Origin of the sequence: Stenotrophomonas riyadhensis (assembly GCF_040256885.1) — a bacterium.
GTDB lineage: Bacteria > Pseudomonadota > Gammaproteobacteria > Xanthomonadales > Xanthomonadaceae > Stenotrophomonas > Stenotrophomonas riyadhensis.
Window position 1 is genome coordinate 1,076,301 of the sequence record NZ_CP155568.1, and the last position, 22,077, is coordinate 1,098,377.

The 22,077-nt window shown below is 67.2% G+C and carries 23 protein-coding genes; 3 read left to right on the forward strand and 20 right to left on the reverse strand.

Features of this window, described 5'->3' with window-relative positions; all coding sequences use genetic code 11:
• Positions 1–22 precede the first annotated feature (22 nt).
• The 9 genes from SriyCCGPB3_RS05080 to SriyCCGPB3_RS05120 form a co-directional block, all read right to left on the reverse strand.
• A complete protein-coding gene (locus SriyCCGPB3_RS05080) occupies positions 23–826 on the reverse strand; it encodes a DUF4198 domain-containing protein (protein WP_032129250.1) in 804 nt (267 codons plus the stop codon).
• Positions 827–950: 124 nt separating this feature from the next.
• Positions 951–1,469, reverse strand: a complete 519-nt coding sequence (locus SriyCCGPB3_RS05085) for a DUF2271 domain-containing protein (RefSeq protein ID WP_005408420.1) — start codon at positions 1,467–1,469, stop codon at positions 951–953.
• A gap of 41 nt (positions 1,470–1,510) precedes the next feature.
• Positions 1,511–2,149 (reverse strand): PepSY-associated TM helix domain-containing protein, encoded by a 639-nt coding sequence (locus SriyCCGPB3_RS05090; RefSeq protein WP_110711460.1) that lies wholly within the window; start codon positions 2,147–2,149, stop codon positions 1,511–1,513.
• A 124-nt stretch (positions 2,150–2,273) separates the two neighbouring features.
• On the reverse strand, positions 2,274–4,694 hold the full coding sequence (locus SriyCCGPB3_RS05095) for a TonB-dependent receptor domain-containing protein (protein ID WP_350259935.1): 2,421 nt from the start codon (positions 4,692–4,694) through the stop codon (positions 2,274–2,276).
• Between the two features lie 146 nt (positions 4,695–4,840).
• Positions 4,841–5,242, reverse strand: a complete 402-nt coding sequence (locus SriyCCGPB3_RS05100; RefSeq protein WP_049463139.1) for a hypothetical protein — start codon at positions 5,240–5,242, stop codon at positions 4,841–4,843.
• A gap of 164 nt (positions 5,243–5,406) precedes the next feature.
• Positions 5,407–6,084 (reverse strand): Fe2+-dependent dioxygenase, encoded by a 678-nt coding sequence (locus SriyCCGPB3_RS05105; RefSeq protein ID WP_049463140.1) that lies wholly within the window; start codon positions 6,082–6,084, stop codon positions 5,407–5,409.
• 48 nt (positions 6,085–6,132) lie between these two features.
• A complete protein-coding gene (locus tag SriyCCGPB3_RS05110) occupies positions 6,133–8,457 on the reverse strand; it encodes a catecholate siderophore receptor Fiu (RefSeq protein WP_110711462.1) in 2,325 nt (774 codons plus the stop codon).
• Between the two features lie 708 nt (positions 8,458–9,165).
• Entirely contained in the window at positions 9,166–9,498 is a 333-nt protein-coding gene (locus SriyCCGPB3_RS05115) for a non-heme iron oxygenase ferredoxin subunit (protein WP_100437470.1), read from the reverse strand.
• Positions 9,495–10,034 carry a GNAT family N-acetyltransferase gene (locus SriyCCGPB3_RS05120; protein ID WP_180846464.1) on the reverse strand — a complete coding sequence of 180 codons (540 nt, stop codon included), beginning with the start codon at positions 10,032–10,034 and terminating at the stop codon, positions 9,495–9,497. The genes SriyCCGPB3_RS05115 and SriyCCGPB3_RS05120 overlap by 4 nt, the downstream gene beginning before the upstream one ends.
• Before the next feature lie 208 nt (positions 10,035–10,242).
• Here SriyCCGPB3_RS05120 and SriyCCGPB3_RS05125 point away from each other — a divergent pair, with 208 nt between their 5' ends.
• Positions 10,243–10,893 (forward strand): transposase, encoded by a 651-nt coding sequence (locus SriyCCGPB3_RS05125; RefSeq protein ID WP_350259936.1) that lies wholly within the window; start codon positions 10,243–10,245, stop codon positions 10,891–10,893.
• A gap of 141 nt (positions 10,894–11,034) precedes the next feature.
• Here the strand turns inward: SriyCCGPB3_RS05125 and SriyCCGPB3_RS05130 are convergent, their stop codons facing one another.
• The 5 genes from SriyCCGPB3_RS05130 to SriyCCGPB3_RS05150 all read right to left on the reverse strand — a co-directional run bounded on the left by SriyCCGPB3_RS05130 (position 11,035) and on the right by SriyCCGPB3_RS05150 (position 16,337).
• A complete protein-coding gene (locus tag SriyCCGPB3_RS05130) occupies positions 11,035–12,291 on the reverse strand; it encodes a cysteine desulfurase (protein WP_350259937.1) in 1,257 nt (418 codons plus the stop codon).
• Positions 12,288–13,550, reverse strand: coding sequence for a Fe-S cluster assembly protein SufD (gene sufD / locus SriyCCGPB3_RS05135; RefSeq protein ID WP_350259938.1), 1,263 nt, complete (start codon positions 13,548–13,550; stop codon positions 12,288–12,290). Before sufD ends, SriyCCGPB3_RS05130 begins: the two co-directional genes overlap by 4 nt.
• Complete coding sequence (gene sufC, locus SriyCCGPB3_RS05140) at positions 13,550–14,314, reverse strand: Fe-S cluster assembly ATPase SufC (protein ID WP_019337095.1); 765 nt, start codon at positions 14,312–14,314, stop codon at positions 13,550–13,552. Before sufC ends, sufD begins: the two co-directional genes overlap by 1 nt.
• Positions 14,315–14,388: 74 nt before the next feature.
• Positions 14,389–15,864: a Fe-S cluster assembly protein SufB gene (gene sufB, locus SriyCCGPB3_RS05145; RefSeq protein ID WP_350259939.1), complete on the reverse strand. Its 1,476-nt coding sequence runs from the start codon at positions 15,862–15,864 to the stop codon at positions 14,389–14,391.
• Between the two features lie 17 nt (positions 15,865–15,881).
• Positions 15,882–16,337, reverse strand: coding sequence for an SUF system Fe-S cluster assembly regulator (locus SriyCCGPB3_RS05150; protein ID WP_061479214.1), 456 nt, complete (start codon positions 16,335–16,337; stop codon positions 15,882–15,884).
• Between the two features lie 209 nt (positions 16,338–16,546).
• Between SriyCCGPB3_RS05150 and SriyCCGPB3_RS05155 the strand changes: the two genes are divergently transcribed.
• Positions 16,547–17,014 carry an SET domain-containing protein gene (locus tag SriyCCGPB3_RS05155; protein ID WP_012479369.1) on the forward strand — a complete coding sequence of 156 codons (468 nt, stop codon included), beginning with the start codon at positions 16,547–16,549 and terminating at the stop codon, positions 17,012–17,014.
• Between the two features lie 72 nt (positions 17,015–17,086).
• On the opposite strand, the gene SriyCCGPB3_RS05160 is transcribed toward SriyCCGPB3_RS05155, so the two are convergent.
• The 4 genes from SriyCCGPB3_RS05160 to SriyCCGPB3_RS05175 all read right to left on the reverse strand — a co-directional run bounded on the left by SriyCCGPB3_RS05160 (position 17,087) and on the right by SriyCCGPB3_RS05175 (position 19,319).
• On the reverse strand, positions 17,087–17,683 hold the full coding sequence (locus SriyCCGPB3_RS05160; RefSeq protein ID WP_350259940.1) for a DUF1439 domain-containing protein: 597 nt from the start codon (positions 17,681–17,683) through the stop codon (positions 17,087–17,089).
• A gap of 81 nt (positions 17,684–17,764) precedes the next feature.
• On the reverse strand, positions 17,765–18,301 hold the full coding sequence (locus tag SriyCCGPB3_RS05165; RefSeq protein WP_350259941.1) for a hypothetical protein: 537 nt from the start codon (positions 18,299–18,301) through the stop codon (positions 17,765–17,767).
• A gap of 56 nt (positions 18,302–18,357) precedes the next feature.
• Positions 18,358–18,666 (reverse strand): DUF3861 family protein, encoded by a 309-nt coding sequence (locus tag SriyCCGPB3_RS05170; RefSeq protein ID WP_350259942.1) that lies wholly within the window; start codon positions 18,664–18,666, stop codon positions 18,358–18,360.
• A 254-nt stretch (positions 18,667–18,920) separates the two neighbouring features.
• Positions 18,921–19,319: an HU family DNA-binding protein gene (locus tag SriyCCGPB3_RS05175; RefSeq protein WP_010483539.1), complete on the reverse strand. Its 399-nt coding sequence runs from the start codon at positions 19,317–19,319 to the stop codon at positions 18,921–18,923.
• 371 nt (positions 19,320–19,690) lie between these two features.
• On the opposite strand from SriyCCGPB3_RS05175, the gene SriyCCGPB3_RS05180 reads away from it, so the two are divergent.
• Positions 19,691–20,122, forward strand: a complete 432-nt coding sequence (locus SriyCCGPB3_RS05180) for an OsmC family protein (RefSeq protein WP_005408443.1) — start codon at positions 19,691–19,693, stop codon at positions 20,120–20,122.
• Between the two features lie 51 nt (positions 20,123–20,173).
• Here SriyCCGPB3_RS05180 and SriyCCGPB3_RS05185 read toward each other — a convergent pair whose 3' ends face one another.
• Together SriyCCGPB3_RS05185 and SriyCCGPB3_RS05190 are read right to left on the reverse strand one after the other, a co-directional pair.
• Positions 20,174–21,052 (reverse strand): PhzF family phenazine biosynthesis protein, encoded by an 879-nt coding sequence (locus tag SriyCCGPB3_RS05185; RefSeq protein WP_350259943.1) that lies wholly within the window; start codon positions 21,050–21,052, stop codon positions 20,174–20,176.
• Between the two features lie 131 nt (positions 21,053–21,183).
• Positions 21,184–22,056, reverse strand: a complete 873-nt coding sequence (locus tag SriyCCGPB3_RS05190) for a PhzF family phenazine biosynthesis protein (RefSeq protein ID WP_350259944.1) — start codon at positions 22,054–22,056, stop codon at positions 21,184–21,186.
• Between the last annotated feature and the right edge of the window lie 21 nt (positions 22,057–22,077).

Below are 22,077 nucleotides of genomic sequence, written 5' to 3' on the forward strand. Positions count from 1 at the left end.
CCCGGCATCGCGGTCCACGTCATTACTGCGGCAGCACTTCCAGCGTGGCGACGTAGCTCAGGCGGCGCTTGGCGGCCTGCTTCACCGACGTCTTGTTGTCTTCGGTGCCGGTCTCCAGCCAGTACATGCCGGCTTCCGGCCAGGTCACCTTGATCTCGCCCTTGGCATCGCTGGTCAGCTTCAGCTCGTCCTGCGCGTTGCGGTAGCGGGTGGCGCCACGCACGATCTCGAACTCCAGGCCGGCGGTCGGCTTGCCATCGACCAGCACGCGGAAGGTGGCTTCCTCGCCGGCGAACAGATCGTTCGGGTGGCCGACGGCGACCAGCTCGATGCCACGGTTGGTCGGCTTCAGCGCAGTATCGTTCGGCGCGCCGTTGGTGACGAAGGTCTCCACGCGGCCGACCGACTGGCTCACTTCCAGCTTCTTCGCGTCTTTCGGCAGTTCGCCGAAGGTAGCCACGCTGCCGCGCCAGCGCTTGCGCTCGCCGTTCTGCTCGTAGGTGGCGAACAGGCCGTCATTGACCGACGCAATGCGGTAGGTGCCCGGCTGCTTCAGCTCGACATCGAACACGCTGCGGTACTTGCCGGTGGACGCGTTCTGCGGCTGCACGGTGCTGCCATCCGGTGCGGTGATCACCACCGATTCCAGGCGCAGCGGCACGTGGTTGAAGTAGAACAGGTCGTTGGAGACCGCACCGTCGACGGTGATCCACGGCGCGTTGCCGGCGATCACGGTCTGCGAGGGCAGCAGCCAGGCCTTGTGGGCCAGGGCGGAGAAGGGAAGGGCAGCGGCCAGGGCGGCGGCGAGGACGAGCGTGCGCTTCATGCGGAAGACTCCAGTTGGAAGGGGTCGGATCCCTTTCCATCGGAAAGGGCTCTGACCCCGGGGGATAGGGCGATGGGGTCAGAGCCCTTTCCGATGGAAAGGGATCCGACCCCGGGTCAGGCGGTCAGGGTTTGACGGCGAGGGTGACCTGGCCCAGTTCGGTGGCGCCCTGCGCCTTGCCGTTCTGCGCGGCGGTGGCCGGCCAGGTGAAGGGGATCTTCAGCAGTTCACGGCCGCCGACTTCGCGCACTGCTTCCACCACCAGGGTGTAGTTGCCGGGGGCCAGCTGCTTCAGCGCCGGCTGCCTGTCGTTGAACGACAGCGCGTGCTTGCCGGCCGGGCGGGTCGGGCCGGTCACGCCGTCCACCGGCACCTGCAGGGTGCGGCCGCTCTTGCGCCACCACTGGCGCAGGTCGGGCAGCCACTTGGTGCCGTGGCCTTCGCTGTTGCTGGTCTGCTGGTACCAGACCGACAGGTTGGCCGCGACCTTCTGGTCGGCGCCTTCCAGCCACACCGCCACGTACGGGCGGTGGTACTCGGCCACGTTGAGCTTGGGCACTTCGACGTTGATGTCGAGGGTGGTGGCGTAGGCCGGCGAGGTGGCCAGCAGGCCGCTGAGGGCGATGGTCAGGGTGACGCGCATGGGGCGGCTCCGGAGAAACGGATGGAATTCATGGGGGGACGTCAGTGGATCAGCAGCAGGGCGATCAGCAGCGGAATCATCAGGCCGAGGCCGACCAGCGGCCAGGTCATGCGCCGCTGCCGTGCATGCAGGTGCAGCAGGAACAGGCCGGTGATGCAGAACACCAGGCAGGCCACGGCGAACAGGTCCAGGAACCAACCCCATGCCGGGCCGGCATTGCGGCCCTTGTGCAGGTCGTTGAGGTAGGACACCGCGCCGCGCGAGGTTGATTCGTACTCCACCGCGCCGGTCTCGCGATCGATGCTCAGCCAGGCGTCGCCGCCGGGGCGCGGCAGCGACAGGTAGATCTCTTCGGCCGACCACTCGGCCGGGCGCCCGCCGATGGCGATGCCTAGCTGCGTGTCCAGCCATTGCCGTGCCGGGCGCGGAATCGGCGCGTTGCCGTCTTCGCGCGTGCCCAGTTGGCCCAGCAGTTCGGCGGGCAGTTCCAGATGCTGGTTCTGCACCTGGGGCTTGGCCTCGATCTTCGCCGCATGGTTGAGGGTCAGGCCGGTCACCGCGAACAGCAGCATGCCGATCAGGCACACCGCCGAACTGATCCAGTGCCACTGGTGCAGCGTCCGCAGCCAGAAGCCACGGTTCTGTTGCTGCTGCACGGTGGAGGAGGCAGGACGGCTCACGGCACGGTTCGGGGCTGACGGGGACTGCCCATTACATCATTGATGAGAATAGCTCGCAATTGCGTATCGTTCTGTATCCCTGGGGGATTGCCGGCCAGCGGCCGGCACTACCGGTGCGCAGAGATCAGAACTTCGCGTTGAGCGAGATCCAGTAGCTGCGGCGCTGGTCCTTGGTCGCGTAGTCGTCCACGCAGCTGAACTCGCTGGGATTGAGCAGCAGGCACGACTGCGAGACGAAGTCCTTGTCGAACAGGTTGTTGACCCGCGCGTTGACCGTCAGCCAGGGCGTGGCCTTCCAGCTGCCCCCCAGGTGGAAGATCGTGTAGTCCTCGTAGTAGCGGACATGGCGGGCGCCGGTGCTGTCGATCAGCGTGTCGCGATAGCGGTCGTAGCGGCCCTCGCCGATCAGCGACAGGCTGATCGCATCGTTGATCTGCCAGTTGAGGCTGGCGTTGGCCATGTGCTTTGCCGGCGTGGTGCCTGAGATCGGGCGTCCCTTGTCGGGGCCGCTGGTCTGCTCGCTCTTGGTCCAGGTGTAGTTGCCGCGCAGCTGCAGGGTGTCGAGCAGGTCGACGTGGCCGGCCAGTTCCGCGCCGCGGGTCTCGGCCTTGTCGATGTTCACGCTCTGGGTGAAGGTGCTGTAGCCCAGTGCCGCCCAGCCCGGGCCGATGTCCACGCAGTAGCCGCTGCCGGCGCGGGCCACTTCGCAGTTCGGGAAGGTGCCGCCGCTGGCGATCTTGTCCTCGAATTTGTTGAAGAAGCCGGTGACATTGAAGCCCCAGCGCTGGCCTTCGTAGTACGCGGCCAGCTCGTAGTTGGTGCTGGTTTCAGGCTTCAGGTTCGGCGAACCCACCAGCGGCAGCACGCCCTGGCCACCGAAGCCGGTGATGCCCGGGAACAGCTGATCCGGTCGCGGGGTCTTGTAGCCGGTGCTGACACCACCCTTGAAGGTCCAGGCGTCAGTGGCGTTCCACACCAGGTAGCCGCGCGGGCTGACATGGCTGCCGAACACGTTGTGGTCGTCGTAGCGCAGGCCGAAGGTGGCGGTAAGGGTGTCGGTCAGCGACCAGTTGTCCTCGGCGAACAGCGCCCACATGCGGTGCTTCTGCTTGGTGTTGCTGCGGTAGCCGGCGCCATCCATGCCGAACACACCGTCGATCATGTCGGTGTCGTTGTACTGGCCGCCGACGGTCAGCTTGTGCGCGCCGAAGTCGAGGTCGAGCATGGTGTCGAGCACGTAGCCTTCCAGCTCCATGGTGCGCAGCGGACGCGGCAGGAATGCCTGCAGGCGTGCCATTTCACTCGGGTTGAGGGCGGCCAGTGCATTGCCACGGCCGGCCGCGCAGTTGTTGGCGCCGCCGGTGCGGCGGCAGACGTCGTTCCACAGGGTCTGCAGGTTGGCGCGTTCGTCCAGGGTCAGCGGCAGCGAGCGGCCCAGGTTGCTGCTCTTGCTGTGGGTCAACGAGGTCTGCCAGGTGCCGAAGCTGTAGCGGCCCTGGTGGGTCAGCGACAGCTGGTCGCGCTCGTAGCGCTGGTAGGCGGTGTAACCCACGCGTGGCTGCACCACGCGGCGGGTGACGGTGCCGCTGCCGTTCGGGTTGGGGATGACCGCATTGCCGACGCGCCACAGGCTGGCCAGGCTGTCCAGCGTGCCGGTCTGGCCTTCGCTGTTGTCGTACTTCTGCCGCGACACGTCGTAGTCCAGCCACAGTTCGTGATCGTCGTTGACGCGGAAGTCCAGGCGTACGCCGGTGTTCCAGTTGGTGTTGGCCACCGACTTGCCACCGCCACCGAAGCCGATGCTGCGCTCCCACAGGCTGCCGTCGGGCAGGGTCAGCGCCTCCCATTCCGGGTTGGAGGCCTTGGCGTCGTAGTAGCTGCCGCGCACCGCCAGGCTCAGGCGGTCCTTCAGCAGCGGGCCACTGAGGTAGACGTCGGTGGTGCGTGCATCGCCGAACTGATCGTCCTGCTGCACGGTGAAGCCCTGGGTCACGGCGCCGTGCCAGCTGTCCTGGTTGCGTCGGGTGATGATGTTGATCACGCCGCCCATTGCATCCGAGCCGTACAGCGTGGACATCGGGCCGCGCACCACTTCGATGCGCTCGATGGCATCCAGCGGCGGCAGGTAGGCGAACTGGCCACCGCCGAAGTTGTTCGGATACAGCTGGCCGACATTGCTCTGGCGGCGGCCATCGATCAGTACCAGCGTGTATTCGGAGGGCAGGCCACGCATCGAGATGGTGGCACGACCGTTCTTGTCGCTGGCTTCCAGGCCGACGTCGATGCCTTCGACGTCGCGCAGCGCGTCGACCAGGTTGGTGTAGGGGCGCTTGCTGAGTTCTTCGCGGCTGACCACGCTGATGCTGGCCGGGGCGTCGACCACCTTCTGCTCGAAGCCGGAGGCGGTGACCACCACCTTGTCCAGCGTCTGTGGCGCGCCGGAAGCGTCACCGTGGGCGAAGGCAGGAGCGGTCATGGCCGCCAGCACGGCGCTGGTCAGCAGGGTACGGGACAGGGACGAACGGACACGATGGCGCTGGGCCATGGCAGTAACCTCGAAGGATGCAGGGTGGTGCAATGCCAGGCGCGAACGGCGCGGCATGCACGGGGAGGCCCGGTCAGGGGCGGCAGGGATGAAGCAGGCAGCGGCGTGCGGGCACGACCGCGCAGGCGGTCACGCGGGGCCGTGAATCAGGCGAGCGGCGGCGCCTGGCCGCGTTGCTGGCGGCGCCCGGGCGCGTCGGCCCAGGGCGTGTCCGGAGCGGCCAGCGGCCAGTCCGGGCGCACGCCGGGCATGGCCGGCGTGGCGGGTACGAGTTCAAGCTCGGTGCGCAGCCATTGGCTGGCCAGCAGCAGCGGCGGGCGCGCCTTCTCGGCCGATTTCACCGGGGCGGCAGCACAGCGGCGCAGTTTGGCCGGTGCTTCTTCCTGCGGGGACGCTTCGCCACCGCGCTCTTCCAGCGGCATCTGCACGGCCATTCCGGCCTGGCCGTGTGGCAGCAGCGGCAGGGTGCCCAGCAGCAAAGCCAGCATCGCCACCCACGCCAGCAGGCTGGCCAGCGCAGGACGCTGACCGCGCATGGCGGTGCCCATCTTGCGATGGATGAGTGGGCGAGGGCGAAGCGGGCGCAGCAAGCAGGGGTCCCCAGGGGTCTGCCGGCAGCGGCCGGCATCAACGGGGCGCGATTGTAATGAGAGCTGTTAGCTGTTGCAAATGAGAATGATTGCCAAATTGTCGCGGGTCGGCCGGATGTGGCTCAGACTTCGCTCCAGCGTCGCAGCAGGTTGTGGTACACGCCGGTCAGCTGCAGCACCGCCTCGGCGTCACCGCCGGTCTGCCGCAGGCGCTCGATCGAGCCATCCATTTCCCACAGCAGGCGGCGCTGCACATCGTCGCGGATCATGCTCTGTACCCAGAAGAACGAGGCCACGCGCGCACCGCGGGTGACCGGCCGCACCTGGTGCAGGCTGCTGGACGGATACACGATCAGGTCGCCGGCCGGCAGCTTTACCTCGTGCTCGCCGTAGGTATCGCTGATGATCAGCTCGCCGCCTTCGTATTCGTCCGGATCGGACAGGAACAGGGTGCAGGAGATGTCCGAGCGCAGCTGTTCGCCGTTGGCCAGGTTCATCACCGCGCCATCGACATGGAAGCCATAGGTGCCGCCCCCGCTGTAGCGGTTGAAACGCGGCGGCAGGATCTTCAGGGGCAGCGCGGCAGCAAAGAACAAGGGGCTGCGGCTCAGCGCGGCCAGTAGGTCCCTGCCCAGCTCCGCCTTCAGGGGAGATGCATCGGGTAGCTGCAGATTGTGCTTGACCATCGCGCCCTGTGCACCGACGGTCTCGCGACCGTCGGTCCAGTCTGCAGCGTCGAGTCGCCTGCGTGCCTGCGCCACGTCCTGGGGTGAAAGCACGTCGGGAATGTGCAGCAGCATGGCGGTTCCTTTGGGGGCGCGGGGGAGTGGGCTCCCCCGCGTGCTGCATCAGAAGCGGATGTCCGCGCTGAGCAGGAAGGTGCGCGGGGCACCCGGGGTGTAACGGTAGCCGCTCTTGTTGATGCTGGCCACGTACTGCTTGTCGAACAGGTTGTAGCCGTTCAAGCGCAGCGAGATCGTCTCATTGATTGCCCAGGACACGACCGCGTCATACACCACGTAGGACTTGGTGAACGACGGGGTGCCCACCGCGCCGTCGGTGCCGCGGTGCATGCCGGCGGCATAGCGTACGCCGCCGCCCACGGTGATGCCGTAGGGCAGGGTGTAGCTGGTCCAGCCGGTGAACGTGTCGTCCGGGGTATAGGTCAGGTTGGTGGTGCCATCGGCGGCCACCTTCGCGCCTTCCCTTACGTCGGTGTCCAGGTGGCTGTATCCGGCGCTGACCGACCAGTTGTCGGTCAGGCGACCGACTGCGGAGAGCTCCACGCCCTTGACCCGCTTGCTGCCGGTCTGGGTCGGGTTGCCGGCATCGTCGAGCACGGTGGTGTTGATCTCGTTGTCCACGTCCGTCTGGAACAACGCAAGGTTCACTGCCAGGGCGTCATCCAGGAACGCCCACTTGCTGCCCACTTCGAAGGTCTTGGCCTTCTGCGGGTCCAGCTTGGGGTTGTCGGCACTGCTGGCCGAGCTGCTCAGCTGGAAATTGGCACCACCCGGGGGTTGTTGCGAGATGGCGTAGTTGACGTAGACGCTGACGGCATCGCCGACCTTGTAGAGGGCGCCGAGCTTCCAGTTCAGCAGCGTATCGGACGCGTCCAGCGTCGGGTTGCGCAGCACCGTGCCGGCAGGATTGCTGCCACACGCCGGGCCGCCGCGGCCACCACACACCGACGCGCTGGCGTACTCGGTCTTGTAGTGGTCTGCACGCACGCCAGCGGTCAACAGGAAGCTTTCGCCGAAGGACAGGGTATCGAACAGGTACACCGAGGAGGTGGTGGTCTTGCCATGTGCATCGGCGCCGTTGTGCGCCCAGTTCAGGCCGCTGACGTTCCAGTCCGGGTTGTACAGGTTCGCAGCGGGCCAGCTGGTACCGGCAGCGGCGGCCTGGCCGTAGCTGTCCAGTTCTTCACGGGTGAATTCCAGGCCAGCGCTCAATGCGTGCCCGACCGCGCCGGTGGCGAAGTCGGCGCGCAGGTTCAGCTGATCGGTGAGGATCGTGTTGCGCTGGTCCTTGAAGGTCGGCAGGCTGCGCGCGATGGCGTAGCTGGAAAGGTCGGCCGGGTTGGCATAGGTGATGTTGCCGGTCGGGCGGCCGCCTGCGCCGCGCACGCCGGTGCCCATGAAGGCGGTGAGCAGGTAATCCTGTTCGGTGCGACCCCAGCGGGCGGTGTTGGTCAGGCGCACGCTGTCGTTGAAGTCGTGCTCGAAACGGAACGTGGCCATCTTCGCGGTCACGTCATCGTGGTCGGCGCGGGTGCCGTAGAAGTTCTCCGGATCGACCGGGTGCCCGGCCAGCGCTTCCAGCGTCGGCTGCGGCGTCCAGCCCGGCAGGCCCAGGGTGGGCACGCCACCATCGGGCACGTTGTCCTGCTTCACATACAGCAGGTTGAGGTAGTAGCGGGTGGCGGTACCCAGACCGAAGGCCAGCGACGGTGCGATGCCCCAGCGCTTGTTCTGCACGTGGTCGCGGCCGGGCTGGTCGCTGTCCTGCCACATGCCGTTGATGCGTAGCGCGCTGGTGGTGCCCAGCGACTGGTTCCAGTCGGCGGTGGCGCGGCGCTGCTGGTCGCTGCCCAGCGAAATGCTGGCCGACGTCGCGTCCTGCAGGTTGGCCTGCTTGCTGACAAGGTTGATCGCGCCGGTCGGCGCCGAACGGCCATTGTCGGTGCCGGCCGGCCCCTTGGTCACTTCCACCTGTTCGATGTTGAACACATCGCGCGAGATCGAGCCCAGGTCGCGCACACCGTCCACATACAAGCTGTTGGAGGTGTCGAAGCCGCGCATGAACAGCGCATCGCCGGTGGTCGTGTTGCCGTTCTCGCCGGCATAGAAGGTGCCCACGCCCGGGCTGTTGCGCAGCGCCTCGGTCAGCGTGGTGGCACCCTGCTGGTTGAACAGGTCGCTGGTAATCACTTGGATGGTTTGCGGCGTGTCCTGCAGGCGCTGGGTGAACTTCGGCGAGGCAACCTTGTCGGCTTTGTAGCCCCGGGTGGCGTGCACGTCGATCTTGTCCAGGGTGCGGGCGTTGTCGGTGGCTTCAGCGTGGGCCAGCGCGGGCAGGGTGGCCAGGCCGAGGCCGGCGGCAAGACTGGCGGTGGCCAGCGGCAGGGTACGAAGCGGCGAAGCGTGCTTGCGGCTCTTGATCGGGTTCATGGGCGTCTGCAGAAGGGGAACAGGGAGAGGCGGCCGGCGCGGGCCGCGCGGCAGCAGTACGTAGAACGAGGGGGGGCGTGCGGATGCGGCTGCGCATGGCGCAGCAGAGCGTCAGGCCAGCAGCGCGGGCGGTGCGTGGGATGGGGGCTGGCGCCGGCCCGGTGCGAGCACCGGAGGGGTCGGTGTCACCGGCGCCGGAGCGTCTGCAGGTGCATTGTCAGGGTGCTGCAGGCAGAGTCGCCGCAGGGCACGAGGTTTGTCACCGCGACTGCCATCGGGTTCGGATTCAGCGGGGTGCATTGCCTGTTCGTGCGGCAGCACGTGTGGCGGGGACGCGGGCGACACATCATGAGCATACAGAGTCGGCGCATCGGCGGTCGCCGTGTGCCTGCCTTCATGCAACGCAGACCAGCCCAACACCAGCGTCAGCAGCACGGCTACGAGCAGCGGCCACCCTTGACGGGCAAGCTGGCACAGCGTGGCGGTGGGCGCGGGCGAAGCCATGGCGCGGGGGCGGAGTCGTTACGAAGATGTTACGTAGAATAACATCAACGATAATGATTCGCATGTACTGGTCGTTCCGGGCCACCGAGATGGCCCGGGGACGCCCTGGGGAGGCTCTAATGGCCTTTCGGTAGATCCACCCCCATGAGTGGATGCTCTTTCGCGGGGCACCCCTTGGGAGATCTCTCCGGGCCGCGCACCGCCTCAATCCCGGTCGTCGCGGGTCCAGACGGCGTCGTGCTCGCGCTTCACCGGAAACTTGGGCACAGGGCTGTAGGCCGGGGCGCACAGGGCGCGGCCGTCACGCACGTCGAAGCGCGCGCCGTGCAGCACGCACTCCACACTGCCCTCGGTGGTGTTGAACTCGCCCGAGGACAGCTCGAACTCTTCATGCGTGCACTGGTCTTCCAGCGCGTACAACTCACCGTCGAGGTTGAACACCACGATCGGCGTGCCGGTCACTTCGTCGAACACGCTCTTCATTTCACCCGGCAGCAGCTCGGTGCCGGCACAGACGAAGGTCCAGGTATCGCTCACGCGGCGGCTCCGGCCAGCGGCTTTTCCAGGATCTCGAAGCGCAGGTCGTCGCGCTTGGGAATGCCGAAGCGTTCGTCGCCGTACGGGAACGGCTTCTTGATGCCGGTGCGCAGATAGCCGCGGCGCTCGTAGAAGGCGATCAGCTCGTCGCGCACGTCGATCACCGTCATCTGCATCACCGGCACCTTCCATTCGCGTGCGGCGTGCGCTTCGGCGGCGTCCATCAGCTGCTTGCCGACGCCGCCACCCTGCTGGGCCGGGTCGACCGAGAACATGCCGAAGTAGCCCTTGCCGTCGACATCGGCGACGTGGGCGCAGGCCACCAGCTGGCCGTCGCGTTCGGCCAGCAGGATGGTGGAGCGCGGGCGGTCCAGGTCGGCCTGGATGCCTTCGGCGTCGATGCGGGCACCGTCCAGCAGGTCGGCTTCGGTGGTCCAGCCGACGCGGCTGGCGTCACCCCGGTAGGCCGAGGTGACCAGGGCGATCAGGGAGGGGATGTCGGCCGGCGTGGCGGCACGGAAGGTCAGGGTGGTCATGGGCCCATTCTAGGTGGGGTGGGGGCGGGCGCAAATGGGGAGGTAGGGTCAGATCCCTTTCGCAGCGCGAAAGGGATCTGACCCCGGCGTCTACTGACCCAACGGCAGGCTATGGACCGACTGGCACGGGCGCGGAGTTGGCAGATGCTCGGGGTCAGATCCCTTTGTGCAGCAAAGGGCTCTGACCCCTCAGCCCCAGGAAACGCTCATGCCACGCCCCCGAAGGATCGATGCGCCCGGATACCCGCAGCATGTCGTCCAGCGCGGCAACAATCGCCAGCCCGTGTTCTTCATGGATGACGATCGCGTGGCCTACCTGCGTCTGCTGTGTCATCACGCAGACCAGCAGCACTGCCGGGTCCACGCCTATGTGCTCATGGACAATCACGTCCATCTTCTGGCGACGCCTGATGTCTCTGGCGGGCTGTCGCGGATGATGCAGGCCGTGACCCGGGCCTACGTACGTCGGGTGAATGGTCAGCAGGGCCGCACCGGCACGTTATGGGAGGGGCGCTTCCACTCCACGGTGGTGGATACGGATCGCTATCTGCTGGCCTGCCAACGCTACATCGAGCTCAACCCGGTTCGGGCGGGGAAGGTGGCTCATCCTGGTGACTATCGCTGGTCGAGCTATCGCGCGAATGCACGGGGACGGGCAAACGCACTGCTCGTACCGCATTCGGCATTCGAGTTCATTGCTGCTGATGCGGATGAGCGGCACAGACGCTATGCGGAGTTCATCGCGCAGGGCATTCCTGCCGGGGATCTGGTGGCGATGCGTGGCGCGCTGCAGTCGCAGCGGCGGCTGTCGGGGCCGTTGATGGGGTCAGAGCCCTTTCGCGTCGCGAAAGGGATCTGACCCCGGTGTGCTACGGGTGGTATGCCGGGTTCATCTGGTCGCAATCCGGCGGGCATTGCAGTCGCAACGGCGGCTGTCGGGGCCGTTGATGGGGTCAGAGCCCTTTCGCGCGGCGAAAGGGATCTGACCCGGTCTGCGGGCTCAGCCCAGCAGCTTGCGCACCTTGGTCAGCGCGGTCATGAAGCGCTCGATCTCGGCGTGCGTGTTGTAGAACGCCAGCGAGGCACGGCAGGTGGCGGCGACACCGAAGTACTGCAGCAGCGGGTGTGCGCAGTGCTGGCCCGAGCGCACGGCCACGCCTTCCAGATCCAGCAGGGTCGCCAGATCGTGCGCATGCGCGCCGTCGATCAGGAACGAGACCACGGCGGCCTTCTCCGGCGCTTCGCCGATGATGCGCAGGCCGTCAACGCGGCGCAGCTCTTCGGTGAAGTGCGCCAGCAGTTCGGCTTCGCGTGCTTCCACGTTCTCCTGGCCAAGCTGCTGCAGGTAGTCGGCAGCCACGCCCAGGCCGATGAAACCGGCGATGTTCGGGGTGCCGGCTTCGAACTTGTGCGGGGCATCGTTGAACACGGTGCCGTCGAAGCTGACTTCCTTGATCATCTCGCCGCCGCCGAGGAACGGCGGCATCGCGTCCAGGTGCTCGCGGCGCGCCCACAGTGCGCCGGTGCCGGTCGGGCCGCACATCTTGTGGCCGGTGATGGCGTAGAAATCGCAGCCGATCGCGGCGACATCGACCTTGCGGTGCGGTACCGCCTGCGAGCCATCGACCACGGTGATGATGCCGCGCTTGCGCGCTTCACGGCAGATCTCGCGCACCGGGTTGACCGTGCCCAGCACGTTCGAGACGTGGGTGACCGCCAGCAGCTTGACCTCCGGGGTCATTGCCGCGCGCAGCGCATCCAGATCGAGTGCGCCGTCAGGCTTGATCTCGGCCACGCGGATGGTGGCGCCGGTGCGCTGTGCAACCAGCTGCCACGGCACGATATTGGCGTGATGCTCCATGCGCGTGATCAGGATCACGTCGCCGGCCTTCAATCGCGGCAGCGCCCACGAGTAGGCCACCAGGTTGATGGCGAAGGTGGTGCCACTGCACAGCACCAGGTCGCTGGAGCGCACGTTGAGGAAGCGCGCCAGCTTGTTGCGTGCGCCTTCGTAGGCATCGGTGGCTTCGCTGCCCAGTGCATGCACTGCACGGCTGACGTTGGCGTTGTAGCGGCGGTAGAACTCGTCCACCGCGCCGATCACCTGCACCGGCTTCTGGCCGGTGTTGGCATTGTCGAAATAGACCAGCGGCTTGCCGTGCACTTCACGCATCAACAACGGGAAGTCGAGGCGGACGCGGTCCCAGTCGGGGGCGCCGGTGCGTTCTTCGATCGGTCGCGGCGTGGACAGGTTCATGCCACACCCGCCTCGGCGAGGGCCTTGTCCAGGCGACGTGCCAGCTGCGCACGCAGTGCGTCGGGCAGGATCTTCAGCGGCTCGTGGCAGAACGCGGCGCTCAGCAGTGCCTGCGCCTGTGCCTGCGGCAGGCCGCGCGAGCGCAGGTAGAACAGCGCATTGGCGTCGAGCTGGCCGACGGTCGCGCCGTGCGCGGCCTTCACTTCATCGGCGTCGATCACCAGTGTTGGCTGGGTGTCGATCTCGGCATCGGCCGACAGCAGCAGGTTCTTGTTGGACAGGTTCGCGTCGGTGCCATCGGCGCCTTCGCGGATCTGGATGCCACCATGGAACACCACGCGGCTGCGGTTGGCGGCGACGCCGCGCCACAGCAGTTCGCAGGCGGTATCGCGTGCGATGTGGTCGATGCCCAGGCGGGTTTCGACGTGGCGGCGGCCATTGCCAAGCAGCACGCCGTTGGCGGTCAGCTGGGCATTGTCGCCTTCCAGGCGCACGTTCAGTTCATGGCGGCTGAGCGCGGCGCCCAGTTCCAGGTCGACGCGGTGGTACTGCGCGTCGCGGGCCAGCACCGCGTCGGTGCGCAGGAAGCTGGTCTGGCGCGCGCTGCCGGCCTGCACGCGGGCGTGCTTGAGCACGGCATCACGGGCGACGTGGGCATGCAGCACGGTGTTGTCCAGGTGGGCGGAGTCACCCACGCTGAAGCGATGCTCGACCACGCCCAGGCTGGCGCCGGCACGCAATTCGATCAGGTGACGGTGGTGCCAGGCCAGGTCGGTATCGCCGGCGACGCTGGCGAACACCAGCTGCAGCGGCACGTCGACCTGTACGCCTTCATCCACGCGCAGCACCACGCCTTCATCGGCAAGCGCAGCGTTGAGGCGGGCGAAGATCTCTTCGCTGCGCTCGTAGCGACGGCCAAGGAAACGCACGGCGTCTTCGCCGGAGGCCAGTGCGGCCGACAGCGGCTGCAGTTGCACGCCGGCCGGCAGGGCCTGCACGTCGCTCAGCGCGGCATCCAGGCGGCCGTTGACGAACACCAGGCGCGGGACCGGGATGTCGTCCAGCAGCGCGGCGTCCAGCGCCGGGCCCTGCAACGGTGCCGCGGCGAACGAACGGCGTTCCAGCTGGCGCAGCGAGGTGTACTTCCAGGCTTCGTTGCGGGCGGCCGGCAGGCCGTCGCGCAGGGCCGCGTCCAGCACTTCGCGGCGCGCATCGCTGCCGCAGAAGGCCTGGGCCATCGAATCAAGCAGGGCGCTCATCAGACCGCCGCCTCGGGCACGACCCGGTCCTTCAGGAAATCATAGCCGTGCGCTTCCAGTTCCAGTGCCAGCTCCGGGCCGCCACTCTTGACGATGCGGCCATCGGCCAGCACGTGCACCACGTCCGGCTTGATGTAGTCCAGCAGGCGCTGGTAGTGGGTGATGACCAGGAACGAACGGTCGGCGGCGCGCAGTGCGTTGACACCATCGGCCACGCTCTTCAGCGCGTCGATGTCCAGGCCCGAGTCGGTCTCGTCCAGGATCGCCAGCTTCGGTTCCAGCACGGCCAGCTGGAAGATCTCGTTGCGCTTCTTCTCGCCACCGGAGAAGCCTTCGTTGACGCCACGGTGCAGCAGTTCGTCCTTCAGGTGCAGCACGGCCAGCTTCTGGCGCACCAGCTTGAGGAACTGCATGGAATCGAGTTCTTCCTCACCGCGCGCCTTGCGCTGGGCGTTCAGTGCCGCGCGCAGGAAGTAGGTGTTGTTCACGCCCGGGATTTCCACCGGGTACTGGAACGCCAGGAACAGGCCGGCGGCGGCGCGCGCTTCCGGGTCCTGCTCCAGCAGGTCGACGCCGTCGAACTGCACGCTGCCTTCGGTCACTTCGTAGCCGTCGCGGCCGGCCAGGACATTGCCCAGGGTGGACTTGCCGGCGCCGTTCGGGCCCATGATGGCGTGCACCTGGCCGGGCTGGACGTCCAGCGACAGGCCCTTGAGGATTTCCTTGTCGCCGATGCGGGCGTGGAGGTTTTCGATCTTCAGCATGGTGGGGGTTTCCGTGGGGCGGGCCGCGGCCCGCCGGTAAAGAGAATGCGTTTGCGAGGGGCAGGGGCGGGCGGTCAGCCCACCGAACCTTCCAGCGAGACTTCCAGCAGCTTCTTGGCTTCCACCGCGAACTCCATCGGCAGTTCGCGGAACACCTGCTTGCAGAAGCCGTCGACGATCATCGACACCGCGTCTTCCTGGCTGATGCCACGGGCGCGGCAGTAGAACAGCTGGTCGTCGGAGATCTTGGAGGTGGTGGCCTCGTGCTCGACGGTGGCGCCCGGGTTCTTCACCTCGATGTAGGGGAAGGTGTGGGCGCCGCACTGCTTGCCGATCAGCAGCGAATCGCACTGGGTGTAGTTGCGCGCGCCGTCGGCGTTGCGGTCCACCCGCACCAGGCCGCGGTAGGTGTTCTGGCCACGGCCGGCACTGATGCCCTTGCTGACGATCTTGCTCTTGGTGCGCTTGCCGATGTGGATCATCTTGGTGCCGGTGTCGGCCTGCTGGCGGTGATGGGTCAGCGCCACGGAGTGGAACTCACCGACCGAGTCGTCGCCCAGCAGCACGCAGGACGGGTACTTCCAGGTGATCGCCGAGCCGGTCTCGACCTGGGTCCAGGTGACCTTGCTGCGCGCGCCACGGCATTCGGCACGCTTGGTGACGAAGTTGTAGATGCCGCCGACGCCGTTCTCGTCGCCCGGATACCAGTTCTGCACCGTGGAGTACTTGATCTCCGCATCTTCCAGCGCGACCAGCTCGACCACCGCGGCGTGCAGCTGGTTCTCATCGCGCATCGGCGCGGTGCAGCCTTCCAGGTAGGAGACGTAGGCCTTGTCCTCGCACACGATCAGGGTGCGCTCGAACTGGCCGGTGTGGCCGGCGTTGATGCGGAAATAGGTGCTCAGTTCCATCGGGCAGCGCACGCCCTTGGGAATGAACACGAAGCTGCCATCGGAGAACACCGCCGAGTTGAGCGCGGCGAAATAGTTGTCGCCCACCGGCACCACGGTGCCCAGGTACTGGCGGACCAGCTCCGGGTGTTCCTTGATGGCCTCGGACATCGAGCAGAAGACGATGCCCTTCTCGGCCAGTTCCTTGCGGAAGGTGGTGCCGACGGACACCGAGTCGAACACCGCGTCCACCGCCACGCCGGCCAGCTTGGCGCGCTCATGCAGCGGCACGCCCAGCTTGTCGTAGGTGTCGAGCAGCTCCTTCGGCACGTCATCCAGCGAGGCATACTTCGGGCCCTTCGGCGCGGAGTAGTAGCTGAGCGCCTGCAGGTCGATCGGCGCGATCTCCAGCTTGGCCCAGTCCGGCATCGGCATGGTCAGGAAGTGGCGGTAGGCGTCCAGGCGCCACTGCGTCATCCACTCCGGCTCTTCCTTCTTGGCCGACAGGGCACGGATGGTGTCCTCGTCCAGGCCCGGCGGCAGGGAGTCCGATTCGATCTCGGTGATGAAGCCGGCCGAATACTTGCGGCCGAGCTGCTCGTGGATCTCGCGGTTGGGGGTGTCGTCGTGGGCGACGTTTTCGATGGTTTCGGTGGCCATGGGGGGCTGCCTACGGATCAGGAGACGACGTCGACAGCGATGGTGCGGCGCTGTTCGTCATCGACAAGGGGGAGAGGGGGCAGGATCTGCGCGAGGCTGACGTCGCGCAGGGCCTCGGAGACCACGTCGTTGATCAACCGCCAGCTGCTGCGCGCGCCGCACTTGGGGGCCATGCCGCACTGGTGGTGGTCGTGGCTGCATTCGGTCAGGGCCAGTGGCCCTTCCATCGCTTCGACCACTTCGAACAGCGAGATCTCGATGGCCGGGCGGGTCAGGCGGTAGCCGCCACGCACGCCGCGCAGGCCTTCAACCAGGCCGGCCTGGGCCAGCGGCTTGAGCACCTTGCTGACGGTGGGCGGCTCCAGACCGGTGAATTCGGCCAGCTCGGTGGCACTGAGCACCTCGCCCGGACGGGCGGCGAGCACGGTCAGCACGACGGTGGCGTAATCGGTGAGTTTGGTGACGCGCAACATGGGGATGCGAGTGGTTCTTAAAGCGGACTGAAATTGTACGCTTTTATTCGCCGCCATCCAACCCGGGCATTCAGCCGGCGCTGGGGCCGGGCCGGGAGGACACACCGGGGCCGTTGCCAGGGCGCAATGCTGCGCCAACGGGGTGATTTTCGCAATCACCCGGAATGGGCGAGAATCCCTGTTCCATTCGCTGCAAACAGCCCGTGCCGATGCCGAAGAAGATCCAAGCCCGCAAGTCCGCCATCCATGGCAACGGCGTGTTCGCCGTGGCCCCGATCAAGCAGGGCGAGCGCGTGATCCAGTACAAGGGCCTGCTGCGCAGCCACGGCGACGTTGATGCCGATGACAGCGGCGACGTCGAAAGTGGCCATACCTTCCTGTTCACCCTCAACGACGACTGGGTGATCGATGCCAACTACAAGGGCAATGACGCGCGCTGGATCAACCACAGCTGCGACCCGAACTGCGAGGCGGTGATCGAGGAAGACGAGGACGGCGACAGCCGCGGCGACAAGGTGTTCATCGAGGCGCTGCGTGACATCAAGGCCGGCGAAGAGCTGACCTACAACTACGGCATCACCCTGGCCGAGCGCCACACCGCCAAGCTGAAGAAGATCTGGGAATGCCGCTGCGGCTCGCCCAAGTGCACCGGCACCATGCTGCAGCCCAAGCGCTGACCCGCAGCGGGTAGTGCCGGCCGCTGGCCGGCACACATGTGAAAAGCGTGCCGGCCAGCGGCCGGCACTACCTTACTTACCCAGCACGCCTGCCGGCACCAGGTTGCCCAGGTTCTGGTTGAAGGTGACCACCAGCTTGCCGTTCTTCACCTGCGCCGACTGCACCTGCAGGGCGCCGAGCAGGCCGGCCACGGCCGGGTCCAGCTTGTAGATCGGTTCGCGCTGGGCGTAGTCGCTCAGCCAGGCATTGAGCAGGCCGCGGGTGCGCGAATCGAGGCGACCGCCCTGGCTGGCCGGGGTGAAGTCATCCACGCTCGGCTGCTGCAGGTGGAAGCCCTGGGTCTGCGCGTCGTAGCGCAGTCCACTGCTGAGCTTCACCGTGCCCAGCTTGGCCGGGTTGCCACCGGCGGTGGCCAGTGCCACATCCATGCCCAGGTTCAGCCGCTCGCCGGCCGGAAGGCTCAGCTGTGGATGGCTCATGGTCAGCGCGATCAGGCCACCGAGGGCGTCCTGGGTGCGTGGGAAGCTGCCATCGAGGTACTGCTGCACGTCACTGGCGCCGACCGACAGTTCGCGGCCGGAAATGGAAGGGGCGGCCTGGGCGCCGATCGCAGCGGCGATCAGTACGGTGGAGGCCGCGAGGCGGGTCATCAGGGAACGCAGGCGCATGGCGGTGACCGGTGGATATGAATGGACGAATCAAAGAGTAGCCGTGCCGGCTGAATCGCGCGTGCATGCCGCTGCAACGGTTCAGTCCAGCGACGGGCGCAGTTGCGCCGACTGGATCTGCCAGGCGCGGCCATCGGCACGGGGTTGCACCCGGTACCAGCCACCGAAGCGGAAGGTGCCCTCAGGGGTCACTGCGCGGATCCGCACCGGCACCTCCAGCAGCCGGGGAGGCTGCTGGTCGTCGCGTGCGATCAGGGGCTCGCTGTCCAGGCGCAGCGTGCGCAGGTCCTGCAGCTGGCGCAGGACGGCATCGTCTGCGTGCCGCGGATCGGCGGGCGGGAATGCCCAGGCGGCGTCGCTGGTGCTGCGGTCGCGGTTGAGCAGCGCGATCACGTAGCGGTTGAGCATCACCGAAGGGGGGACGGCGTCGGTGTCCACTGCAGCAAACAGCGGATCGACCGTCGGTGATTGCAGGGCGGATGTGGCGGTTTCCGCGTTGGCCTGTACCTCCGCGCTGGCGGCTGCGGGGGGCGGGGCCGGTGTTGGATCCGATTGCGCTGCTGGCCGGGAACAGCCCAGCAACACCAGTGGCGAAATCAGCAACAGGAACCTGCGCATGCCTGCCTCCTCCCCGAGGCGACGTGAAGGAGCGCAGTGTATCGGTTGCGCCGGTATCAGCGGGAGGAGGGCAGCTGTTCCAGCGCGTCCAGGGCCGGCAGTACCTGTGCTGCGATGGCGGCCAGCGCGTGGCCGTCGGACTCGGCATGGCGCTGCACGATGTCGCGCAGCAGCTGGGCGGCGATCACCAGGGTGGCGCGCTCGTCGCCGCTGAGACCTGCCGTGCGCGGCGCTCCTTCCAGCAGGCGCATCAGGTCACGGCTGGCACGGTGTTCCAGTTCGATGGTGCAGCGCCCGGTGCACTGCAACCCGTCCTTTTCGATCGGGGTCACCGAGATCCGGTAGCGGGTGGAGGGGCTGGCCATGAGGGGGTGCTCGCCGTAGCTGTGGAGGATGTGCCCACCATAGGCAAGGCCGCGGCCGACAGCGACGGCCGGCGCTGCACGCAGTGTTCCACCCGGTACGTTCCGGTACTGCGGCAGGTCGGGCGCAGCCAATGCTGGCGGGCCTGTGCGGGCATTCCCGGGATTGCGGCAACGCTGTGTTGCGGACCGTGGTTGGGACAAAAAAAACGGGACGGCCAGAGCCGTCCCGTCGGAATCCGCGTTGGGGCGCGCGCTTACAGCGCGGCGTCCTTCAGCTTCTTCAGCGGACGCACCTTCAGCTTGGTGGTGGCCGGCTTGGCGGCGAACCACTGCTCTTCCTTGGTGAACGGGTTGATGCCCTTGCGCTTCGGCTTGGCCGGCACATTGACGGTGGTGATCTTCAGCAGGCCCGGCAGGGTGAACGAGCCAGCGCCCTTCTTGTGCACCGAGGAGGCGACGGCGCTTTCCAGCGAGGCCAGCACAGCGCGGACGTCCTTGGCGATGACGCCGGAGGCTTCAGCGATGTGTGCAACCAGGCCGGACTTGGTCAGCACTTCCTTGATCGGCTTCGGAGCGGCCGGCTTGGCGGCTGCCTTCGTCGCGACTTTCTTCACTGCCTTCTTCGGGGCAGCCTTCTTAGCGGTCTTTGCCATGGTTTCCTGTTCCGTGAACGGTTGGTTGTTTGGTCGGCGCCGAACCCCGTCGGCAAGCGCAATGTAGGGCAACTCTCGGGCGCCGCCAATAGCCTGAAGCGCGGAAAGTGCATGTTTTTTCATATCCAGGCCGATTCAGTACATGGCCGGCCGTGGGGGATGGGGGCGCGGCAGCATGCGCGATGGCCGGTGCCCGTCCATCGGTGGAATGCGCGAAACCACTGAAAACAAGGGGGAAATGCGCAGATGGCTGGTGAAGAAGTGTCCATCTTTCCGGTTCCCGGCGGACGTTCGGCATGCGGCGGAGCGACGCAGGGCTAACGCGTGCCGTGCGAGGGTGACCGTTCATCACCGCCACGCAGGAGCAGCACATGGGAATCTCGCGACACGCCACCGCGCACTGGGAAGGCGATCTGAAGTCGGGCAAGGGACAGTTGAGCACGCCGCAGAGTGGGCTGCTGGACAAGACCCGCTACGGCTTCAACAGCCGCTTCGGTGACGAGAAGGGCACCAATCCGGAAGAACTGATCGCTGCCGCGCACGCCGGCTGTTTCACCATGGCGCTGTCGGCCAAGCTCGGCGAGGCCGGCTTTACCCCGACCTCGCTGGATACCGAAGCCAAGGTCGATCTGTCATTGGAGGGCGGCCCGCAGCTGTCGCAGATCCGGCTGAAGGTGAAGGCGGTGGTGCCGGGCATCGACGCGACGCAGTTCCGTGCGATTGCCGATGACGCCAAGCAGAACTGCCCGGTATCCAAGGCGCTGAGCGCAGTGCCGATCAGCCTGGAAGCCGAGCTGGGCTGAGCGGCCGCTACCTGTAGAGCCGAGCCCGCGCTCGGCTCTACCGCTTGCGGATCACCAATCGATGGTGCCGCTGATCACCGTCTGCACCTGGCCGCCCGACCAGACCTCGCCGTCCTCGTCGACCAGCAGCGTCAGGCGTGCATCGTGGCCGACTTCGCGGCCCTGGCTGACTTCGAACGGTGCACGACCACGGGGCAGCGCATCGCGCAGGTCCAGCCATGCGGCCAGCACGGCGTTGGCGGCACCGGAGGCGGCGTCCTCGAAGCGGCGTCCATTGCCGACGAAGGCACGTACCGCCAGATCGAAGCCCTCACCACCATCGCTGAAGGCATAGGCGAACACGCCCATGCTGTCGGTGGACTCGGCCAGTGCGGCTACGGCATCCCAGTCCGGACGCAGGGCACGCAACGCGGCTTCATCGGCCACCTGCACCACCCACCAGCTGCGCCCGCCCTGCATCCGCGCCGGCGGCAGGGAGCCCAGCGGCCAGTCCTTCAGCGCCGCCTGCAGACGAGGATCGGTCGCCTCGGCAGTCTCGGCCAGCTGCGCGCGCGGCGTGCGGATGGCGATGCGCTGCTGCGCACCCTCACCGCTGACGCGCAGCGGCAGGGCACCGGCAATGCCGTCCTGCACCAGCACACCATCGACCGCTGCGGCCAGGCCGGCCTGCAGCACCGCATGCGCGGTGCCGACGCTGGGGTGGCCGGCAAACGGAACTTCCTTCTGCGGGCTGAACATGCGCAGCCGGTAACTGGCACCGGCGACCTGCGGCGGGAACACGAAGGTGGTCTCGGGCAGGCGCGTCCAGCGTGCGATGGCCTGCATGCTGGCACCGTCCAGGCCCTCGGCATCGAGCACCACGGCCAGCGGGTTGCCGGCGCCGGCGCGCGGGGAGAACACATCCAGCTGCAGGAAACGGCGGGTGGACATCAGGCGGCACTCCAGTAAACAGGCCGCATAGCGTAGCGCGGGGCAGCAAAAAGGGGACGGAGGGAATTAAGTCGCTTTTGCCCCATGTGCCATAAGCGACTTAATTCCCTCCGTCCCCTTTTTTCCGTGCGCTACCAGCGGATGTGGCCGTCGATGACCGGCTGCACCTGGCCGCCGATCCAGACCGTGCCCTGTGCATCGACCTCGACCTGTACGCGGCCATCGCGGCCCACTTCGCGGCCCTGGCTGGCCACGTAGCGGCCCTCGCGGCCCGGCAGGGCATCGCGCTGGCGCAGCCAGGCGCCGATCAGCGCATTGGCGCTGCCGGTCACCGGGTCCTCGGGTACGGCGGCCGCATCAGCGGGGCAGAATGCGCGCACCACCCGGGTATGGTCGGTGCCGGCTTCGTCGGCGAACACGGCCAGGCCGGTGGCATCAGTGGCGAGGCTCCAGTCGGCCAGTGCGGCCATGTCCGGCACCAGGTTGCGTACGGCGGAGGCGTCGCGCAGCGGCAGCAGCCACCAGCGAGCGCCGTTGTCCCAGAGTTCGGGTACGTGCCCGCTGGCAGCCAGCGCCAGCAGCGTTTCCGGCGCTCCGTCCGCCGCTGTGTCCAGCTGCTGCGCCGGTGGGCTGGCCAGTTGGATCTGCAGTGCCTCGGCCGGGCCGCACACCCGTACCGGCAGCAACCCCGCCGCGCATTGCTGCAGCAGGGCACCGTTGCGTGGATGCGCCAGGCCGCAGGTCACCGCTGCCCAGGCGGCGCCGACGCTGGGGTGGCCGGCAAATGCCAGCTCGCGGGTCGGGGTGAAGATGCGGATGTGGTAGTCGGCGCCCGGTGCACTGGGGCGCAGGAAGAACACCGTCTCGGACAGGTTCAGCCAGGCGGCCAGGGCCTGCATCTGCTCGCCGGAGAGCCCATCGGCGTCCAGGATGGCGCCCAGTGGGTTGCCGGTGCCGGGGCGGGGGGCGAAGACATCGAGCTGCAGGTAACGGAGGACGGCCATCTACGGGGATATTGCGCTTAG

Coding starts and splice junctions, on each gene's coding strand:
- SriyCCGPB3_RS05080 (WP_032129250.1), bottom strand. CDS start 826: ATGAAGCGCACGCTCGTCCTCGCCGCCGCCCTGGCCGCTGCCCTTCCC.
- SriyCCGPB3_RS05085 (WP_005408420.1), bottom strand. CDS start 1,469: ATGCGCGTCACCCTGACCATCGCCCTCAGCGGCCTGCTGGCCACCTCG.
- SriyCCGPB3_RS05095 (WP_350259935.1), bottom strand. CDS start 4,694: ATGGCCCAGCGCCATCGTGTCCGTTCGTCCCTGTCCCGTACCCTGCTG.
- SriyCCGPB3_RS05100 (WP_049463139.1), bottom strand. CDS start 5,242: ATGGGCACCGCCATGCGCGGTCAGCGTCCTGCGCTGGCCAGCCTGCTG.
- SriyCCGPB3_RS05105 (WP_049463140.1), bottom strand. CDS start 6,084: ATGCTGCTGCACATTCCCGACGTGCTTTCACCCCAGGACGTGGCGCAG.
- SriyCCGPB3_RS05110 (WP_110711462.1), bottom strand. CDS start 8,457: ATGAACCCGATCAAGAGCCGCAAGCACGCTTCGCCGCTTCGTACCCTG.
- SriyCCGPB3_RS05120 (WP_180846464.1), bottom strand. CDS start 10,034: ATGACCACCCTGACCTTCCGTGCCGCCACGCCGGCCGACATCCCCTCC.
- SriyCCGPB3_RS05125 (WP_350259936.1), top strand. CDS start 10,243: ATGCCACGCCCCCGAAGGATCGATGCGCCCGGATACCCGCAGCATGTC.
- SriyCCGPB3_RS05130 (WP_350259937.1), bottom strand. CDS start 12,291: ATGAACCTGTCCACGCCGCGACCGATCGAAGAACGCACCGGCGCCCCC.
- sufD (WP_350259938.1), bottom strand. CDS start 13,550: ATGAGCGCCCTGCTTGATTCGATGGCCCAGGCCTTCTGCGGCAGCGAT.
- sufC (WP_019337095.1), bottom strand. CDS start 14,314: ATGCTGAAGATCGAAAACCTCCACGCCCGCATCGGCGACAAGGAAATC.
- sufB (WP_350259939.1), bottom strand. CDS start 15,864: ATGGCCACCGAAACCATCGAAAACGTCGCCCACGACGACACCCCCAAC.
- SriyCCGPB3_RS05150 (WP_061479214.1), bottom strand. CDS start 16,337: ATGTTGCGCGTCACCAAACTCACCGATTACGCCACCGTCGTGCTGACC.
- SriyCCGPB3_RS05155 (WP_012479369.1), top strand. CDS start 16,547: ATGCCGAAGAAGATCCAAGCCCGCAAGTCCGCCATCCATGGCAACGGC.
- SriyCCGPB3_RS05160 (WP_350259940.1), bottom strand. CDS start 17,683: ATGCGCCTGCGTTCCCTGATGACCCGCCTCGCGGCCTCCACCGTACTG.
- SriyCCGPB3_RS05165 (WP_350259941.1), bottom strand. CDS start 18,301: ATGCGCAGGTTCCTGTTGCTGATTTCGCCACTGGTGTTGCTGGGCTGT.
- SriyCCGPB3_RS05170 (WP_350259942.1), bottom strand. CDS start 18,666: ATGGCCAGCCCCTCCACCCGCTACCGGATCTCGGTGACCCCGATCGAA.
- SriyCCGPB3_RS05175 (WP_010483539.1), bottom strand. CDS start 19,319: ATGGCAAAGACCGCTAAGAAGGCTGCCCCGAAGAAGGCAGTGAAGAAA.
- SriyCCGPB3_RS05180 (WP_005408443.1), top strand. CDS start 19,691: ATGGGAATCTCGCGACACGCCACCGCGCACTGGGAAGGCGATCTGAAG.
- SriyCCGPB3_RS05185 (WP_350259943.1), bottom strand. CDS start 21,052: ATGTCCACCCGCCGTTTCCTGCAGCTGGATGTGTTCTCCCCGCGCGCC.
- SriyCCGPB3_RS05190 (WP_350259944.1), bottom strand. CDS start 22,056: ATGGCCGTCCTCCGTTACCTGCAGCTCGATGTCTTCGCCCCCCGCCCC.